Annotated in this window: 16 protein-coding genes; 13 read left to right on the forward strand and 3 right to left on the reverse strand. The window is 54.2% G+C overall.

Annotated elements, in window-relative coordinates:
• Positions 1–42 precede the first annotated feature (42 nt).
• The 12 genes from QEZ52_RS22975 to QEZ52_RS23030 all read left to right on the forward strand — a co-directional run bounded on the left by QEZ52_RS22975 (position 43) and on the right by QEZ52_RS23030 (position 13826).
• Positions 43–2436: a transketolase gene (locus tag QEZ52_RS22975; protein WP_343211390.1), complete on the forward strand. Its 2394-nt coding sequence runs from the start codon at positions 43–45 to the stop codon at positions 2434–2436.
• Between the two features lie 20 nt (positions 2437–2456).
• The gene (locus QEZ52_RS22980) at positions 2457–3575 is read left to right on the forward strand and encodes an L-dopachrome tautomerase-related protein (protein WP_343211391.1); all 1119 of its coding nucleotides are present in this window, start codon (positions 2457–2459) and stop codon (positions 3573–3575) included.
• A 66-nt stretch (positions 3576–3641) separates the two neighbouring features.
• Positions 3642–4637, forward strand: coding sequence for an NADPH:quinone reductase (locus QEZ52_RS22985; protein WP_343211392.1), 996 nt, complete (start codon positions 3642–3644; stop codon positions 4635–4637).
• Positions 4638–4712: 75 nt separating this feature from the next.
• Positions 4713–5609 (forward strand): LysR substrate-binding domain-containing protein, encoded by an 897-nt coding sequence (locus QEZ52_RS22990; protein ID WP_406651416.1) that lies wholly within the window; start codon positions 4713–4715, stop codon positions 5607–5609.
• 84 nt (positions 5610–5693) lie between these two features.
• Positions 5694–6701 carry a zinc-binding alcohol dehydrogenase family protein gene (locus QEZ52_RS22995; protein ID WP_343211394.1) on the forward strand — a complete coding sequence of 336 codons (1008 nt, stop codon included), beginning with the start codon at positions 5694–5696 and terminating at the stop codon, positions 6699–6701.
• A 128-nt stretch (positions 6702–6829) separates the two neighbouring features.
• Complete coding sequence (locus tag QEZ52_RS23000; protein ID WP_406651418.1) at positions 6830–7327, forward strand: RidA family protein; 498 nt, start codon at positions 6830–6832, stop codon at positions 7325–7327.
• 16 nt (positions 7328–7343) lie between these two features.
• Complete coding sequence (locus QEZ52_RS23005; protein ID WP_343211396.1) at positions 7344–8144, forward strand: glycine betaine ABC transporter substrate-binding protein; 801 nt, start codon at positions 7344–7346, stop codon at positions 8142–8144.
• A gap of 105 nt (positions 8145–8249) precedes the next feature.
• Positions 8250–9785, forward strand: a complete 1536-nt coding sequence (locus QEZ52_RS23010) for a substrate-binding domain-containing protein (protein WP_343211397.1) — start codon at positions 8250–8252, stop codon at positions 9783–9785.
• Between the two features lie 16 nt (positions 9786–9801).
• A complete protein-coding gene (locus QEZ52_RS23015) occupies positions 9802–10764 on the forward strand; it encodes a sugar ABC transporter permease (protein ID WP_343211398.1) in 963 nt (320 codons plus the stop codon).
• A gap of 2 nt (positions 10765–10766) precedes the next feature.
• Entirely contained in the window at positions 10767–11633 is an 867-nt protein-coding gene (locus QEZ52_RS23020) for a carbohydrate ABC transporter permease (RefSeq protein ID WP_343211399.1), read from the forward strand.
• Between the two features lie 4 nt (positions 11634–11637).
• Positions 11638–12750: an ABC transporter ATP-binding protein gene (locus QEZ52_RS23025; protein ID WP_343211400.1), complete on the forward strand. Its 1113-nt coding sequence runs from the start codon at positions 11638–11640 to the stop codon at positions 12748–12750.
• The gene (locus QEZ52_RS23030) at positions 12747–13826 is read left to right on the forward strand and encodes an ABC transporter ATP-binding protein (protein ID WP_343211401.1); all 1080 of its coding nucleotides are present in this window, start codon (positions 12747–12749) and stop codon (positions 13824–13826) included. The genes QEZ52_RS23025 and QEZ52_RS23030 overlap by 4 nt, the downstream gene beginning before the upstream one ends.
• A gap of 136 nt (positions 13827–13962) precedes the next feature.
• Here the strand turns inward: QEZ52_RS23030 and QEZ52_RS23035 are convergent, their stop codons facing one another.
• Positions 13963–14919 (reverse strand): LysR family transcriptional regulator, encoded by a 957-nt coding sequence (locus tag QEZ52_RS23035; RefSeq protein ID WP_343211402.1) that lies wholly within the window; start codon positions 14917–14919, stop codon positions 13963–13965.
• Positions 14920–15050: 131 nt separating this feature from the next.
• On the opposite strand from QEZ52_RS23035, the gene QEZ52_RS23040 reads away from it, so the two are divergent.
• On the forward strand, positions 15051–16169 hold the full coding sequence (locus QEZ52_RS23040; protein ID WP_343211403.1) for an alkene reductase: 1119 nt from the start codon (positions 15051–15053) through the stop codon (positions 16167–16169).
• Between the two features lie 39 nt (positions 16170–16208).
• On the opposite strand, the gene QEZ52_RS23045 is transcribed toward QEZ52_RS23040, so the two are convergent.
• Both QEZ52_RS23045 and QEZ52_RS23050 read right to left on the reverse strand, forming a co-directional pair.
• Complete coding sequence (locus QEZ52_RS23045; RefSeq protein ID WP_343211404.1) at positions 16209–16769, reverse strand: thioredoxin domain-containing protein; 561 nt, start codon at positions 16767–16769, stop codon at positions 16209–16211.
• A complete protein-coding gene (locus QEZ52_RS23050; protein ID WP_343211405.1) occupies positions 16766–17095 on the reverse strand; it encodes an NIPSNAP family protein in 330 nt (109 codons plus the stop codon). The genes QEZ52_RS23045 and QEZ52_RS23050 overlap by 4 nt, the downstream gene beginning before the upstream one ends.
• Positions 17096–17237: the final 142 nt, after the last annotated feature.

Genomic DNA, 17237 nt, shown 5'->3' on the forward strand with positions numbered 1-17237 from the left:
GAAACGCGCGCATAGGCTGACCCGACAAATAAGGAAAACCTGATGTCGGACCATCACGCACAATCCACTATTCTTGAAAACCTTGAGAAGAAGGCACTCTGGCTATCGACATGGACGATACACCACGCCAACTCTATCCGCCCGAAATCGGATTCTCTCAAGGTTGGTGGTCATCAGGCGTCGTCGGCTTCGCTCTCGACCCTTATGGCCGTACTCTATGGCGCGGTGCTGCAGCCCGAGGATCGGGTCGCCGTCAAACCGCACGCTTCCCCCATCTTTCATGCTTGGCAGTACCTGCTTGGCCGACAGACCCGCGAGAACCTTGAAAATTTCCGAGGTTTTGGTGGTGCCCAGTCTTATCCATCCCGCACGAAGGATGCCGATGACGTGGATTTTTCGACCGGTTCGGTCGGCCTGGGAGGGGCGATGGCGGTGTTTTCCGCGATGGTGCAGGACTATGTCGCGGCCAAGGGTTGGGGCAAGCGGGCTTCCGGGCGCATGATCTCCATACTCGGCGATGCCGAATTGGACGAAGGCAACCTCTACGAGGCGCTACTTGAAGGCAAGAAACACGATCTTCGCAATTGCTGGTGGTTCATCGACTACAATCGGCAAAGCCTTGATGCAGTCACGAAAGATGCGCAGAACGCGTTCTTTCGCGATGTTTTTTCTTCGATGGGCTGGGAGGTGGTCGAGCTCAAGTATGGATCGCTTCTAGAGGCAGCGTTCGCCGAACCTGGGGGTAAACAGTTGCGCGACTGGATAGATGGCTGTTCCAATCAGATCTATGCGGCGCTGACCTTTTCCGGAGGGGCCGCCTGGCGCGAACAACTGCTGAACGATCTTGGCGATCAAGGCGATGTCAGCCACCTGATCGAGAGCCGCACGGATGACGAACTGGCTAGGCTCATGACCAACCTGGGTGGTCACGACCAGCGCAGCTTGATGCAGACTATTGCTTCAATCGACCATGATCGCCCCGTTTGCTTCATCCTTTATACAGTCAAGGGCTATGGCCTGCCTTTTGCGGGTCACAAGGATAACCACTCGGGCCAAATCAACAGCGCCCAGTTGGGAATCTTGCGTGATGCGCACCAAATTCGCACCGGCCATGAATGGGACCTTTTCGAGGGCCTACCCCGCCCCGCCTCCGAATACGACGCATTCCTGAATCAGGTGCCCTTCATCGCGCAAGGTTGTCGGCGTTACACCGCCGCGCGTATCAATGTGCCGGAGCTGACGCCTGTATCGGCAAAAGCCGCTCTGTCGACACAGGAAGGATTCGGCAAGCTGCTGGATGATCTTGCGCGCGGCTCCTCCCCTTTGTCGGATCGCATCCTGACAATGGCACCGGATGTGGCAACCTCGACCGGGCTGGCTGGATGGGTGAACCGCAAAGGGGTTTTTGCCAAGACTCCGATTGCGGACGAGTTTCGGGATCGGGGCATTGCATCGATGCAGAAATGGGCTGCATCGCCGGAAGGCGCGCATATCGAGCTGGGCATTGCCGAGATGAATCTCTTTACCCTGCTCGGTGCAGCAGGACTGTCGCACGCTCTGTTCGGCGAGCGGCTTATTCCTATAGGAACGCTTTATGACCCCTTCATCGAACGCGGCAAGGATGCGCTGAACTATGCCTGTTACCAGGATGCCCGATTCATCGTGGCCGCGACGCCATCCGGCATCACCCTGGCACCCGAAGGCGGCGCGCATCAATCCATCGGAACCCCGCTGATCGGCATATCACAAGATGGCCTGGCCAGTTTCGAACCTGCCTTCGTGGACGAGCTTAGCTGCATCCTGGAATGGTCATTCGACTATTTGCAGCGTGACGGAGAAGAGGCCCCCGAACCCGGCGACTGGCTCCGCGATGAAACCGGCGGATCGGTCTATCTGCGCTTATCCACCCACAAACTGGAACAGCCGACACGCACATTGGGTGACGGGCTTAGGCGCGACATCGTCAATGGTGGTTACTGGCTGCGCAAGCCGGGTCCGGGTTGCACCCTCGTGATCGCCTATACCGGTGTGGTAGCAGCCGAAGCGATAGCCGCTGCCGGGCGAATTGGACAGGATCAGCGCGACATCGGGGTCCTAGCTATCACATCAGCGGACCGGCTTAACGCGGGGTGGCACGCCGCAGACCGAGCTCGCGCCCTGGGGCATCCCAATGCGCAATCCCATGTCGAAACGCTGTTGTCCGAGGTCAGCAGGGATGCCGCCATTGTCACGGTCACGGATGGGCATCCCCTCGCCTTGTCCTGGCTTGGGTCGGTCTTGGGTCAGCGAGTTCGCCCTCTTGGCGTCGAGCATTTTGGGCAGACCGGATCAATTGCGGATCTGTACCGCGCGCACCGCATCGACGCCGATGCGATCATGCGAGCGGCGGAACTATCGCTCAACGGACGCCCGCTCCGCCTGGCCCGAATTAGCTGAAACCAAGAAGGGAAGATTCCATGAAACACCTTGTCACCTCGCTCTGTGTGAGTGCAGCCATCGCCTTTCCAGCCTGGAGCGAAACCCCGCAAACTGCTGAAATCGTTGCCGAACTCCCGCAATCTGTCGGTAATATCACATTCACGCCGGATAATCGGATCATCTATAGCCACCACCCGTTCTTTGCACCTGAAATCCGGGTGGCCGAGCTGGGCGAAGACGGCAAATCCTTTGCCCCGTTTCCCAATACCGAATGGAACACACCACGGGATGGAACCGACCGCTATTTCGACAGCGTGCTGGGTCTTCGCGGCGATGAAGACGGGATCGTCTGGATCCTCGACATGGGTCAGCGCACCGGGCTGACACCCAAGCTGGTGGGCTGGAACACCTGGGAGGATCGGCTGGAAAAGATCTATTATATTCCTGCCCCGGCCTCGCGCCCCGAAAGCCAGCACAACGATTTTGTCGTCAATCACAAAGATGGAGTGTTTGTCATCGCCGACGAAGGCATCGGGCCAGGTGGCGACGGAACGACCGCGGCATTGGTCATCGTCGACATGAAGACTGGCGCCACGCGGCGCGTTTTGCAAGGTCACGTGTCGACCTTGCCCGAGGATGTAGCGATCGTAGTGGACGGCAAGCCGCTGACCGTTCCGGATGGCAATGGCGGGAGGGCCGTGATCAAGGTGGGTGCGGACGGTATCGCTGCGGATACGGATTTCGAATGGTTGTATTACGGTCCGCTGAACGGCTCTGCCCTCTATCGCGTTCGTTTTGTCGATCTTCTGAATGAAACTTTGTCCGAGACTGAGTTGGGCGCGCGGGTCGAACGCTATGCCGACAAGCCCAACAACGGAGGCCTGTCAATCGACCAGGCCGGAAACCTTTATCTGACCGAGGTGGAAACCAACGCTGTCGGGATCATCCCGGCAGACAGCCGTGAATACCGCCGCTACACCGTGGCAGAGGATCTGTCCTGGCCTGATGGCGTAAGCTATGCGTTGGACGGCTACATGTATGTTTCCGCAGCCCAGATATCTAAGGCCGCTCTGTTCAATAATGGTGAGGCAAAGAACGAAGCGCCTTATCTGATATACCGCTTCCGCCCTGCGGCGCCCGGGCGTATCGGACACTGACACTTTTCCCCAAACTTGTCCGCGCGGATAACCGTGCGGACCCTTTTTTTGGAAGTAGACACATACATGAAAACCGTGATCGCAATTGGCCAGGGCGCCGCGAAAGAAAGTTTCCGCATTACAAACGGTACCGTGCCAGAACCTGGGGCGGGCGAGGTGCGTGTGCGCATTTACACCAGTGGAATTAACCCGTCAGACTATAAGGTCCGCTCGGGCGCTCAGGGCCCGTTGCCTGATGGCGATGTAACCCCTCATTCAGATGGTGCCGGCATTGTTGAGGCTGTAGGCAAGGGGGTTTCCTCCGATCAGATCGGCCAGCGTGTCTGGCTGTTCAATGTGAATCGTACTGAAGACGGCCTAGCCCAAGGCAACCGGGGCACCGCCGCGGAGCAGATCGTGGTCAAGGCCGAACTTGCGGCTCTGCTCCCCGATGGCATCTCCTTCGAACAGGGTGCTTGTCTAGGTGTGCCCGCGATGACCGCTCATCGCGCTCTGATGGCGGACGGGCCGGTCAAAGGCCAGTGGGTTCTGGTTACCGGAGGGGCCGGCGCCGTTGGCCAATGCGCCATTGCCCTTGCAAAATGGGCCGGCGCGCGGGTGATCGCCACGGTAAGCGGACCCGAAAAAGCTGAGATCGCTCGCCAGGCCGGGGCAGACCACATCATCAATTACCGGGAAGAAAACCTGCCCGATGCAATCCTGGCCATCACCGGCGGAGAAAGAATTGACCGGATTGTTGATGTGGCCCTGTCCGATACGATGGAGGAGGCGCATCTCTACCTCAAGCAGGGCGGCGTCATTGCGCACTATGCTACCAGTGACCCTGCCGCTCCACTACCCTATCGCTCCCTTCTGATAACAAATGCGGTCGTCAGGTTCGTGTTCGTCTACGCAATCTCCGCCCAAGCGCAACAGAATGCGATTGAGGACATAAACGCATGTCTTCAGACCGGAACATTGAAACTCAAGGTCGAGCGGTCATTCCCTTTGGACCAGATTGTGGCCGCGCATGAGTTCGCCGAACAGGGCGGCTTTTCCGGAAAAGTCGTTTTGATCGTTTGAGACCATGCCGCTTTCGCAAATAAAGCGGTTGAATTTGCCTCCTTTGTTTGGCTCATTCAAATAATGACCTTTGACTTGAAATCTCTGGAACTGTTCGTCCGAGTGGCCGCTCTTGGAGCCCTCGGGCGGGCGGGCGAAGAGTTCCGGCTATCGCCAACGGCGACGACCCAGCGCATCCAGATGCTCGAAGCGGATCTGGGAACCAAGCTTCTCAACCGGACAACCCGAGCAGTGTCTCTTACGCCGGACGGGGAGCTATTCCTGGAGCATGCGCAAAGGGTTCTCGACAGCGTCGAAGAGGCAAGAGCAGCGGTTTCCACTGTCAAAGGACAGGTTGCCGGTGAACTTCGCGTGACCACTTCGGCCTCTTTTGGGCGCTCACAGATTGTCCCACATATCGGCGAATTCCTTAAGCAATATCCAGATGTCACTCTGAAGCTAGACCTTAATGATTCTATCATCGACATCGTGGAGCAGGGGTATGATCTGGCAATCCGGGTTGGGATGCTGAACTCATCAACGCTGTTGGCCCGCAAGCTTGCGCCCAATCCACGGCTGCTTGTCGCCTCGCCGGACTATCTGGAGAAGTACGGCGTTCCGCAGCAACCCTCGGACCTGAAGTCACACCGCTGCATCGTGCTTGGCGAAACGCGAAACTGGGCTCTTAAAAATGAGGCAGGGAACATTACAGAAGTACGTGTCGGCGGAAACTTCACCACAAACTTTGGCGAGGCGGTGACCGATACTGCGCTTCAGGGGATGGGCATCGGGCTTAAATCCGTCTGGGACATATCAAGCCACTTAAAGACCCGGCGACTGATACGTGTCTTGCCCAGCCATACCGTTTCACCAGAATGGCAGGTATGGGCAGTCCGCCCCGCCAGCCGGACCACTCCACCAAGAGTACAGGCATTTACCAGCTTTCTTGAGGAACGGTTTCGCAAAACCGGCCTTGGAACGATTGTTTCATAAACCCAAAATCTGACTTGGGCTCCTACGAGATTATCCTTCGTTGAACGTTCCCTACATCCAAAACAGCAACGAAAAGGACACCAAATGAAAGCCGTTGGATTTACCCGCTCTCACCCCATCGATCACCCTGCTTCACTCAAAGAGTACCAAGTACCCAAGCCCAAACCACTTGAACACGATTTGATTGTGCGGATTGATGCAGTTTCCGTGAACCCTGCAGATGCAAAAATCCGCATTCGGTCGGCGCAGGACCAAGACAGGGAAACTCCGCGGATCCTCGGATATGACGCAGTAGGAACCATTGAAGCAATGGGCTCGGCGGTAACAGGCTTTGCGATTGGAGATCGCGTGTTTTACGCAGGCGATGTCACCCGTGATGGCTCATATGCAGAGTATCAGGCAGTGGATGCCAGGATTGCCGCAAAAGCTCCGCAAACCCTGACAAATGCAGAAACAGCAGCCCTGCCTCTGGTGTCTCTGACGGCCTATGAGGCGCTGTTTGATCGCATGAAACTGTCTAAAGATCAGAACAGCACCCTGCTGATCATCGGCGGAGCAGGTGGTGTTGGTTCAACCATGATCCAGCTTGCAAAAACTCTGACTGATATGACGGTCATCGCAACGGCTTCACGCCCGGAAACCCGCGACTGGGTTCAGCGTATGGGCGCGGATCATGTGGCTGATCACCACAATCTGGTGTCATCCGTGCGCGACCTTGGGTTTGAGAATGTCGATTATATTTTCAACGCGGCAGACACCAAAGGACATTGGGATGCAATGGCAGATCTTATTGTGCCGCAGGGTACAATCGGTGCCATTGTTGAGTTCGATGGAGGCGTTGATCTGTCAAAACTTCAGGGCAAGTCCGTGACCTTCGTATGGGAACTCATGTTCACGAGATCCTTGTTCAGCACGTCCGATTTGTCGAGCCAAGGAGAGATACTTTCTCAAATTGCGGACCTCGCTGATACAGGCAGGCTGCGTCCGACCGTTACACAGGAGTTATCAGGGTTGAGCGTTGAATCTTTCAAGGCGGCTCACCAATCCATCGAAACGGGCGCTACAATCGGTAAGATCTCTGTAACATACTAAAGTCACGCAGTGGAGGAGGCCCCAGCCTCCTCCATTCTTCAAACCTGACAAATTCTGATTTCCGAACTGGCTTATTGTTTTGGCGTTGCCCTATGGGCATTCAGATCAATGACTATAGGGAGGAAACTATGTCTTTTGATCAGGATACCCAACCCGCCGGGAACAAATCGCCCGAACAACGCCTCGCAAAAATGGGTTTGACGCTACCACCAGTTCCGAGCGCGGTTGGTGCGTATGAACCTTGGGTGCGTGTTGGCAATATCATCTACACGTCGGGACAACTGCCGTGGATTGATGGTGATCTGAAATACACCGGAAAAATGGGGGCAGAGTTGAGTCTTCAGGATGGGTATGAGGCCTTTCGCCTGTCTGCGCTCAACGGGATCGCACAACTGAAATCTGCGGTCGGGGAGCTGAGCCGAATTAAACGAATTGTCCGCGTAGAAGGCACAGCCCACACCACAGCTGACTTCACCGAACAACCCGCAGCCTTGAATGGGGCCTCTGATCTGATCAACGACGTCTTTGGTGCAAACGGTCGCCACACGCGCATGATTTATTCCGACCCCGCAATGTGCCTGAACTGCGCGACGCTTGTTGTGCTCTGGGCTGAAGTTGCGGATTGAGCGGAGGGAGTTACGGATGAGCACACCTTTGGTTGTAGGACAAATCGCGCTTAGCTTTCACAAGGCAGCGGCGGCAGTTCTTTGTGAGATGCTAACAAAAACCGGCCAGGAAGTGGACGTGAAAGAAGCCCCCCATGAAGACATGTACGCCATGCAAAAAGCAGGTGACGTGGATCTTGTCGTGTCCGCCTGGCTTCCTGCCAGTCATGGAACTTACATCGAGCCATACGCTGACGAACTGCTGAAACTCTCTGTCATCTATAACCCCTATTGTATCTGGGGCATTTCAAACCGGGCCCCTCAGCACATTCGCTCGGTTGCTGATCTGGCCAACCCACAGGTTGCCGCACTTTTCCGCAAACGCATTCAGGGCATTGGTCCCGGAGCTGGCATCAGCAGATTTTCGCGGCAAATGGTTCGAGATTATCAACTTGATAGACAAGGGTTCCACTTCGAAAATGGAACTCTTGATGAGTGTACTTCTGCTTACTTGGATGCAGAAGCCAAGGGCGAACTGGCGATCGTACCGCTCTGGCATCCTCAGTGGCTGCACGGGCAGTCCAAGCTACGTGAATTAGAAGACCCATTGAGTTTGCTTGGAGGGCGAGACGACGCAACCTTGGTGCTACGAAAAGATGCAGCCCACAAGCTGAATGCCAAAGGCCGCGCACTTCTTGACCGGATGCACCTCGGGAATGAAACAGTATCCCAACTTGATAGCGAAATCTGCTGTGTTGGAAAAACACCACGCCAGGCCGCTGTCTCGTGGCTAGGAGCCAATCCTGAGCAATGGAGCACATGGCTCGCCGCGAGTTAACATGTTCAGAGTTTAAGATTTCTCAATAATCTTTTACGAAACTCAGTGATTAATCTAAAAATCTAAAATCGTAGCGTTCCTTCCATCAATAGGGAGGAAAGTCACATGCACAAAATCACCGATAAGCCCGGCCAACAGTTAAAACGCCGCAGCTTCTTGAAAGGCTCGGCTGCAGCACTGACAGGGGCAGCGATGCCAGGTATCCTGCATGTCAGCGCTGCTTTTGCGGATTCTGAGACGATCCACGACATCGCCAATCGTGCGGTAGAGGGAGCAACCAATTTGGCCGGAAAAGCGGCCAAGAAAACCATCTCCATCCTCATTCCGGGCGGATCTGGTGGGAATTTGACGCCTTTTCTGGATGAATGGAAATCTTTGACCGGATTGTCCGTCGAACTGATCGAGGTTCCCAATACCGAGCTTTATTCCAAAGCCATGCAGGAAGCAGTGGCAAAAACCGGGCAGTATGACCTGATCATCGGGCCTGTTTTCGCTTTGCCGGACTTCACAGAAGCTGGCCTGGCAAAAGAACTTGGCGACTATGTTGAAAAATACCAGCCCGAGTTGGATCATGGGGCCTACCGTATCCCATACCCATTCTCTGAATTCGGCTGCAAATATGGTGGCAGTTATCGCGCGCTTTATGCGGATGCCGACAACTGGGCGCTTTATATGCGCAAGGACTGGATGGAAGACCCGGCGGAACAGGCCGCTTTCAAGGCAAAATATGGTCGCGACCTTGCGGCACCTGACACTTGGGGTGAATATGATCAACTTGTCGAATTCTTCACACGCCCAGAAGAAGGCCGTTATGGATCATTGGAATATCGCGCCCCATTCTACACAAAATGGCAGTGGATGCAGCGCTTCTGTTCAAAGGGTATGCTTTATTTCGACAAAGACATGGAGCCGCTTTGCAACACCCCGGAAGGGATCGCCGCACTTGAAGAACTAATCGCTGGCGAACCAAATTTGCCAAAAGAAGCGTTCACCAATGGCTGGTCTGAAAATTACAATCAATACGGCATAGGCAATGTCTTCAGCACGTTCAGCTGGCCCTCGTTCTTCCGCTATAACAACGATCCCGCCATTTCCGAGGCCGTTGCCGGCAACCTTCTTTCTGCTCCTGTGCCGGGCACGATTGTTGACGGAGAGCTGATCCGTGCGTCGGTCAATGCGTTTGGGTGGCTTTATGTTGTGAACGAACACTCAGAAATCCCGGAGCTGGCTTATCTGTTTGCGCAGTGGCATACGGCCCCGGATGTGTCTGATCGGGCCATTCCAATGAATGGCGGTTATTTCGATCCTACGCGGACCAACCACTTCAAATCGCCCGGCGCTGCGATGAAAGAAAAGTACACTCAGGCCTGGCTGGACGCCGCTTGGGATCAGATCGGGGATGTGATCCCGGATTTCGTGATCCGCGGAACCTTTGAGTATTCAGAAGCCCTGGATAGAAATTGCGTCGAAGCGGTACTGGGCAAGAAAACGGCCGAGGAGGCCATGAATGATGCGGCCAAAGAAATGGCACGCATAACAAGACGTATGGGCAAGGACCGCCAAATTCAATCCTGGCACTCTCTTGCCAGAACCTTCCCAGAGAAAATCAAAGCACGCCACGGCGTAAGCTCTTGGACCTGAAAAGAAGGTAAATCACATGACCGACACAACAACACAGGAGGTGCCAGAAATGGCACCTCGACCTCCGGGTCTGTTCAAACGAAATCCAAATGACCCCAAAACCCTGCCGCTTCTGCTGATCATACCGTCGCAACTTCTGCTGATGGGTATGATGGTGTTTCCCTTTTTTCTGGAGCTTTGGATTAGCCTGACCAACTGGCAACCAACTTTCGGATCGCTTTGGGAGGCCGAGTTCATCGGCTACTTCAACTACGAAGAGTTGATCGTTTATGAACCACGTTTCCTGCAGGCACTGGGGCGCACATTGCTTTTTGCGGTGATCTGCCTGTCGCTGGAGTTCATGCTGGGACTGGGATTGGCAATCCTGTTCCTCAAGGCAATCCCAGCGCGGAAACTCCTGTTTTCCCTGCTGCTCAGCCCTATGATGATTATGCCGGTTGTGGTTGGGTACACATGGTTCATGCTGTTCCAGACCAACGGGCCAATCAATCAAATCATCGGCTGGATCACACTTCAAGGTGGACTGCCGCAGATCGAATGGTTCCGGCACGATGCTACGGCATTTGCTTCTATCGTGATGGCGGAAGTCTGGCATTGGACGCCTTTGTTTTTCCTTGTGCTGTTGTCTGGATTGAATGCTGTTCCGCAGAATCCAATCCGAGCCGCAGTAATGCTTGGAGCAAGCCCGTTGCGCGTTTTCTGGTCGGTGGTTTTACCGAACCTGTTGCCAGTCATCATTATCGCTTTTGTCATTCGGACAATGGAGATCCTCAAGATCTTTGACGAGATTTTCTTGATGACGCGGGGCGGACCCGGAACCGCCACCGAGATGGTCAGCCAGTATCTTTACAAACTCGCGTTTCAGGATTTCCGGCTCGCCTATGCCGCCGCCGCCGCCTTTATCGTGCTGCTGCTCACAGTCATCGGCGTCAACCTGATGCTGCGCCCAGTCACCCGTCAAATTCTGAGGGAGAAGTAACAATGTTTGTCAGCAAGAAAATGACATGGTGGGCCTGGATTGCTCTGGCGCTGGCCCTGTTCTTTGCGGTCTTCCCGATTTTTTGGATCGTCTCGACCGCTTTCAAACCCTCAACTGAATGGGTTGCAATTCCTCCGGTCTGGATTTCCGAGCAGCCGACGCTTGATAATTTCAACGCTGTGTTCGTTTCGCAAGCCGGAGCCGCAGAGAGTGCGGCGACTTCAGTCAGCGAAACCGGGTGGCGGGCCATCATCGGTTCGATCATTATCAGCACCTGCGCAACCGTCATGTCGATTTCGGTTGGGCTTGCCGCATCCTTGGCGATTTCGCGCTATCGTTTTGGTGGGAATTCAACGCCTCTGATGATTCTGAGCGGGCGGATGTTTCCCCCAATCGCGATTGCGATCCCATTTCTTGTGATGTTCAACTCAATCGGGTTAATCGACACCTACATTGGCTTGATCTTGTGCTATGCAGCGTTCACGTTGCCATTTTCCGTCTGGATGATCAAAAGCTTCATCGACGATCTGCCGAAAGAGATCGAAGAGGCTGCCATGCTGGATGGGCTGAGCCGCATTCAGGCGCATATCCGGTTTACCATTCCCCTAATTCGCGGCGGACTGATCTCAACCTCACTGTTCATTTTCATCCTGAACTGGAGCGAGTTCTTGTTTGGTCTCGTGCTCACCGCCAAAGATGTGGTGACAATCCCGGTCCAGCTTTCCAAGTACTTCGCAGCCACGGCTGGTCAGCTTTACGGCGTACAGGCAGCCCTGGCCGTTGTCGCCGTGCTGCCACTGGTGGTGATTGGTTACTTCATTCAGACCCATCTTGTTCGTGGTCTGACATTTGGTGCGGTGAAGAGGTGAACACATGACAAAATTGCAAATCAAAAACCTGCGTAAAACCTATGGCGCCTTCACGGCGGTTGAGGGTTTGGACCTGGCAATCGAACAGGGCGAGACCGTCGCGCTGCTTGGCCCTTCCGGCTGCGGTAAATCCACTACGCTCAATATGATCGTTGGGCTCACGGAACCAAGTGCTGGCGACATCCGTATTGATGGGCGCTCGATGCTTGGGGTTCCGCCAGGAAAACGCGGGATTGGGCTTGTCTTTCAGGACTACGCTGTGTTCGGGAACATGACAGTCCGCGAAAACCTGGCTTTCGGCCTGAAGGTTCGGCGCATGGCGAAACGGGATATTGCAGAAGAGGTAGAAAAAACGGCCGACCTGATGGGATTGACTGACAGCCTGGACAACCCGACGACTGGCATGGGCGGCTCGCAGTTGCAGCGCGTTGCCTTGGGCCGAACGCTGGTCACCAACCCTTCGATTTTATTGTTGGACGAACCCTTGTCTAACCTCGAAGCCGCGATGCGCAATGAAATGCGTCAGGAACTCCGACGCATTCAGAAACAGACCGGACAGACCGTGATCTATGTGACTCACGATCAGATTGAGGCCCTTTCTCTTGCACACCGGATTGCGGTCATGGAACAGGGAAGGCTTGTGCACTATGGCGACACTCACGAAGTTTATCACTTTCCGAAGGAAACCTTTGTTGGCGGTTTCCTTGGTGATCCGCCGATGAATTTCTTATCTGGCTCCATTCAGTCCAGCGCAGCTGGCACTTTTGTTGATATCGGTTGTGCTTCCATTCAGGTCAACAAGGTATCGCCAGAGCTTTCACTGCAAAACGGTCGCAAGGTCACGCTGGGCGTGCGCCCGGAATCGATTGATCTTCTTGCTCCTGGTGCTTCTGATGTGCGTGCAGAAATCCTGCTGATCGAGCAACTCGGCGCGGATACGATTGTCACGTTGCTGCTAGGTGCCCACGAAATCAAGCTTCGCTCGACCCGCGATGTCAGCCATCAAATCGGTGAGACGTGCAGCCTGCGCTTCCACACCGGTATGATCAGCCTGTTTGACGCGGAAACCGGCGTTCAGGTGATCACGCCGACTGCCAACAAGGAGAATGCAGCATGAATGCTCTTGAAATCCGAAATCTTACCAAACGGTATGGAAAGACCACGGCGCTGAATGACGTATCCTTGGTGGTCCCGAAGGGGGATCTGGTGGTGCTTCTTGGACCAACCGGCGCTGGCAAAACAACATTGCAGCGGCTTGTCGCAGGTTTGGAGACGCCAGACCAAGGTCAGATCATGATCAATGGCGAGGACGTAACAGGGTTGCAGCCCAACCAAAGGGCAGTTTCTATGGTGTTTGAGAGTCTCGCACTTTACCCAAACCTCACCGCCTATGAAAACATTGCACATCCTTTGCGTACTCAGGGTATGGAAGCGCGGGAGATCGAGGCAAAAGTGAAGGAGCTGTCCGAAATTCTCCATGTCAGCCACATACTTGATCGCAAACCCGCTTCTTTCAGTGGTGGAGAGAAACAGCGCATCGCAATTGGACGCGCCTTGGCGAAACCTGCTGGAATCTATCTTTTGGACGAACCACTTTCCAGCCTTGACGCCGTGCTGCGCAGTCAATTGAGAGCTGAGTTGAAGCGATTGCTTTCAGCCAGCGGACACAGCATAATTTTCGCGACTCCAGATTTTACTGAAGCGCTGGCATTAGGGGACAATGTGAATGTCATGATGGGAGGTCAAATCGTCCAATCTGGAACTGCGAATGAACTCTATTCTGCACCAAGCACTACGGAAATCGCTCAGTTTGTCGGCAACCCTCCGATCAACCTTTTGCCTGCCCAGATTCAATGCACTTCCGGCAAGACAGAGGTGCAAGTTTCTAACCTCAGATTTGGCCTGCCAGGCGTTGGAGATGACGCTTTTACAGGTGACGTTCTCTTGGGTATTCGTCCAGAAGATATTGGCGTTTCTGTTGTCGGCAACACCCAAAACTCGGAAAAAAATGCGCACGTCGTTGATATGGAGCCACTCGGCAACAGAACGACGCTCATGTTGGAATTGGGCGGAATCTCATTCTCTGCTTCAGTTGAAACCGAGGATGATCTTGAGGCGGTATCAAGTGTCACCGTTGACTTGGATCCAAACCGCTTTCACCTTTTTTCGACCGAGGGAAAACGCCTCCACTAAAGAACGACGTGCACCTAAATGGGGCACGTCGCATTGCCTGTGAAAACAGGCGCTATTCTTCGCAATCTCATTTCTGCAAATCGCTAATGGCGTATTTTGCTTTCTAGAAAATTGGTCAAACGCTGGGATTTACCCTTCAATCAGGATTTTGATCTTTTTCAAGGTAGTGTGGCGTCAGACTGATAGTTTCAAGGCACTTGTCGAGGATTTTCAGTTCCCGGACGATGTGGTCCGATAAACGGCGCACCTTTGTTGGCTGGCGCGCTAAAGGGGGGAACACCAGTTGCAAATCTACATTGGGTGGGCAGTAGTTGATAAGTAAAGGAACAAGGCGACCATAATTGACGTCTTCCGCCACATCCCAGGCCGATTTCAACGCGATCCCCTTGCCTTCCAATGCCCACCGACGAAGCACTTCGCCATCATTGGTTGCCCGTGAACCAGATACTCTTACGGCCAGCGCTTTGGTATTCTCAACGAATGTCCATGTATCGTTTTTGTCCCCAAGAGAGGACAACAACATGCAGTCATGTTCAGTAAGATTTTTCGGATGTTCCGGCACCCCATGTTTCTCGACATAATCAGGAGAAGCCACAGGAATGCGTTTGTTCGATGATATCCTGCGAATGCGCAGGCTGCTATCCATCAACGCCCCATACCGTATTGCAATGTCGATCCCACGCTCGGTTAGGTCTGTCACCCGATCAGTGCACACCAAGTCAACCGAGATACTTGGGTTTGCCTCAACAAACCGATCCAAGGATGGGGCAATATAGTTGCGCCCAAGGTCGACAGGCGCCGTGACTTTGATCACTCCTGAAAGCTCTCGTTTCTCGCGCGAGATCTGTTCATCAAAAGCAGCCAGGTCGTTGAGAACATTCAACGAAACCTCAAGGAACTCTTCACCGGCAGGGGTCAGGTGCAGCTGCCGTGTCGTCCGGCGAAATAAAGTTGCGCCAACCGAACGCTCCATCGCGCCCAAACGCAATGAAACTGAACCAGGCGAAATTCCCATGTCACCTGCGGCCGCACTCAGCGATCCAAGCTCAACGATCCGTTTGAACAGTTTTAGGTCGGAAATCTTCTCGATCATATTGTTTGGAAATCCTAAAAGGTTTTGTATTTATAGGCTCATTAACAAATTTTTTTAAAAGAGCGAAGGTCCAATCGGAGACGGGTGAACAACTGTCGCCCTCAACCCACAAACACCGAAAGGACCCAAACATGAGCGACGACCTTTTTAAACCATTGACGCTCGGAAAAATCAGCATTCCCAATCGCATTGCGGTGGCCCCAATGACGCGTGCGCGCACGACTCAGCCTGGCGATATTCCCAACGGGATGATGGCGAAATACTACGCGCAACGCGCCAGCGCCGGGCTGATCATTTCCGAAGCCACACAGATTTCAAATCAAGGGCAAGGCTACTCCTTCACGCCAGGCATCTTTACAGAAGAACAGATCGAGGGCTGGAAGCTCATTACACACGCCGTACACGAAGCTGGAGGGCACATCTTTTTGCAGCTTTGGCATGTGGGACGGATGAGCCACGAGAGCTTTCACGGTGATGGCAAACCCGTTGCTCCTTCTGCCCTATCGCCCGACGCTCAGGTTTGGATTGTTGATCCAGAAACTGGCGAAGGTGGCATGGTAGATTGCCCAGTTCCACGGGCGCTGTCTAAAGCTGAGATCACGGACGTCATTCAGGATTTCCGCCAAGGTGCGGCCAATGCCATCGCCGCCGGCTTTGACGGGGTCGAAATTCATGGGGCAAATGGGTATCTGATCGACGAGTTCCTGCGGCGGTCTTCCAACCAACGAACCGATGACTACGGCGGATCGCAGGAAAACCGTATCCGATTTCTGCGCGAAGTCACCGAAGCCGTCGCCGATGAGATTGGCGCCGACAAAACCGGCATTCGGCTGTCACCTTACATCACTCAACGCAACATGGCAGATGACGAGATCATCGAGGTTATCCTGAAAGCCGCAGAGGCTCTGAACAACATCGGGATTGCGTATGTTCATCTGTCCGAAGCCGACTGGGATGATGCCCCTATCGTACCCGAACAATTCCGCCGCGATCTGCGCAAGGTGTATTCGGGAGCTATTATCGTTGCTGGAAAATACACTCACGAACGTGGCGAGAAAATCATCACCGATGGGTTGGCCGACATCGTGGCCTATGGTCGGCCTTTCATCGCCAATCCAGACTTACCTCGCCGGTTTGCTGAAAACCTGCCTTTGGCCGATTTCGACCCGGCAACCCTGTTTGGCGGAACTGCGGTAGGGTATTCCGACTATCCTGCCCACAACGAGGCGCTCGAAATCGCAGGTGAATAAACCCGCTCCGGTTGGCGGCCTGATTGGGCCGCCAACGCATCACACTTTTCGCAGGGCATCCACCCAGTTTCCAATAGGATCGCGGCTTCCCAAACCGGGATCTACGATGCCGTTGATCATAAATGTTGGCGAAGCCTGAATGCCGTTTTGCCGGGCATATTTGACGTGCCTTTTGATTTCCCGATCCAGATCATGTCGCGCAAACTGCACTTTCAACGGTACACTGCCAACAGATTCAATCCGCTCGATAAGAGCATTTGGCGTCACGTCCATATTTGGACCTGAGCAGTGGTGCTCAAACTCGAAACTCTCACGTTGCGCGTAAATGGCTTCCATCACAGCCCAAGCAGACGCCTTTCCATCAGCACGGCAGGACGCGGCCAGGATCGCGCGACAGATTATTCCTGAGAACATGTGCCAGGGCTGCGACTGCAACCAGACCTTCAGGACAAGCCCTTTCTCTCCGAACTCCTTTTGCAAAGAAGGGAGCTTTCCAAAAGCAATTGCTGAAAACGGGCAAGTTGGCTCAAGAAACACTTCGAAAACAGGGCCTCCCTGCCCCCAAACCAACGGATCGGGTATTGTTGTAACCTGGTTCATTTGCGTGTTCCGGGCAGCCAGAACTTGGCAGGCTTCAGCAACGTGTTGTGTTGTTCGGTTTGATAACCCTGCTCCGCGCCGGCTTGACGATAGGCCAACCAATCGGCGTCGTCATAAAGGGCCTTGCGGCGCGTCTCGCGATCTGCTGCATTCTCATACTGCCAAAGATGTACATAGGCATTTACATCGCCACTTTCGACAACACCATAAAAGGCAGGGTTTCCCAAATGCCGCTTTTGCGCTTCGAACCCAAGCTCTTCGTATAGCGCCAATTGCTTTGACAATGTTCCAGGGCGGGTGCGGTATGTTCTGAGGTCAAATAACATGCTGTGTCCTTCCGGTGAGATGTATTTGGTGCGTCTGAACCCGGTTCGATTTGAACGGAATTCTGCCGGAAGCGTGGGGAGAGGTCACTTCCGGCAGGGGCTGGATCATGCATAAGCAGCCGATCCAGTTGCAGGCCCCACT

The sequence above is a fragment of the Aliisedimentitalea scapharcae genome (assembly GCF_045277565.1).
GTDB classification, from domain to species: Bacteria; Pseudomonadota; Alphaproteobacteria; order Rhodobacterales; family Rhodobacteraceae; genus Aliisedimentitalea; species Aliisedimentitalea scapharcae.

Bases quoted from the DNA above. Each gene is read 5' to 3' on its own strand.
- QEZ52_RS22975 (WP_343211390.1), top strand. From the start codon at position 43: ATGTCGGACCATCACGCACAATCCACTATTCTTGAAAACCTTGAGAAG.
- QEZ52_RS22980 (WP_343211391.1), top strand. From the start codon at position 2,457: ATGAAACACCTTGTCACCTCGCTCTGTGTGAGTGCAGCCATCGCCTTT.
- QEZ52_RS22985 (WP_343211392.1), top strand. From the start codon at position 3,642: ATGAAAACCGTGATCGCAATTGGCCAGGGCGCCGCGAAAGAAAGTTTC.
- QEZ52_RS22995 (WP_343211394.1), top strand. From the start codon at position 5,694: ATGAAAGCCGTTGGATTTACCCGCTCTCACCCCATCGATCACCCTGCT.
- QEZ52_RS23000 (WP_406651418.1), top strand. From the start codon at position 6,830: ATGTCTTTTGATCAGGATACCCAACCCGCCGGGAACAAATCGCCCGAA.
- QEZ52_RS23005 (WP_343211396.1), top strand. From the start codon at position 7,344: ATGAGCACACCTTTGGTTGTAGGACAAATCGCGCTTAGCTTTCACAAG.
- QEZ52_RS23010 (WP_343211397.1), top strand. From the start codon at position 8,250: ATGCACAAAATCACCGATAAGCCCGGCCAACAGTTAAAACGCCGCAGC.
- QEZ52_RS23015 (WP_343211398.1), top strand. From the start codon at position 9,802: ATGACCGACACAACAACACAGGAGGTGCCAGAAATGGCACCTCGACCT.
- QEZ52_RS23020 (WP_343211399.1), top strand. From the start codon at position 10,767: ATGTTTGTCAGCAAGAAAATGACATGGTGGGCCTGGATTGCTCTGGCG.
- QEZ52_RS23025 (WP_343211400.1), top strand. From the start codon at position 11,638: ATGACAAAATTGCAAATCAAAAACCTGCGTAAAACCTATGGCGCCTTC.
- QEZ52_RS23030 (WP_343211401.1), top strand. From the start codon at position 12,747: ATGAATGCTCTTGAAATCCGAAATCTTACCAAACGGTATGGAAAGACC.
- QEZ52_RS23035 (WP_343211402.1), bottom strand. From the start codon at position 14,919: ATGATCGAGAAGATTTCCGACCTAAAACTGTTCAAACGGATCGTTGAG.
- QEZ52_RS23040 (WP_343211403.1), top strand. From the start codon at position 15,051: ATGAGCGACGACCTTTTTAAACCATTGACGCTCGGAAAAATCAGCATT.
- QEZ52_RS23045 (WP_343211404.1), bottom strand. From the start codon at position 16,769: ATGAACCAGGTTACAACAATACCCGATCCGTTGGTTTGGGGGCAGGGA.
- QEZ52_RS23050 (WP_343211405.1), bottom strand. From the start codon at position 17,095: ATGTTATTTGACCTCAGAACATACCGCACCCGCCCTGGAACATTGTCA.